Genomic DNA, 520 nt, shown 5'->3' on the forward strand with positions numbered 1-520 from the left:
CGGCGGCCAGTTCGGCCCTGGTGTGGTCGGAGGAGGCGGCGCGGGCGGCGTCCTCGTCGAGGCGGGCGGCCTCCCTGGCCGTCTCGAAGGCGGCGACCGCGGCCCGCTCGGCGTCGGTGTCGGCGAGCGCCGCCCTGGCCGGGTCGGCACCGTCGAGCCAGCCGGCGCGCACCGCCTGCTCGGTCTCCTGCTCGACCTCGGCCAGCCGCTGCCGCAGGTGCTCGCTCTCGCTGCGCGCCCGCTGCGCCTCGGTGGCGGCGGTGGTGGCGTCGCGGTGGGCGGCCTCGGCCTCGGCCTGGAGTGTGGCGGAGCGCTCCTCCTCCTCGGCCGCGGCGCGCTCGCTGGATCCGGCCGCCGTGTGCAGGGCCCTGACCAGGGCCGCGGCCAGCCGGCCGCGGGCGCCGAGCGCGGGGGCCGCGTCCCGTTCGGCCTCGCGGATGGCGGCGGCGACGCGGGCCGAGCGGTCGGCGGCGGCCCGGTGTTGCAGCACCGTCTCGGCGGCCTGCCAGGCGGCGTGCAG

Annotated in this window: 1 pseudogene; it reads right to left on the reverse strand. The window is 81.2% G+C overall.

Annotated features, from left to right (window positions below):
- Positions 1-520 (reverse strand): annotated as a pseudogene (locus tag ACYVPE_RS40030) (hypothetical protein); the annotation flags it as partial.

The sequence above is a fragment of the Streptomyces mayteni genome (genome assembly GCF_054783955.1).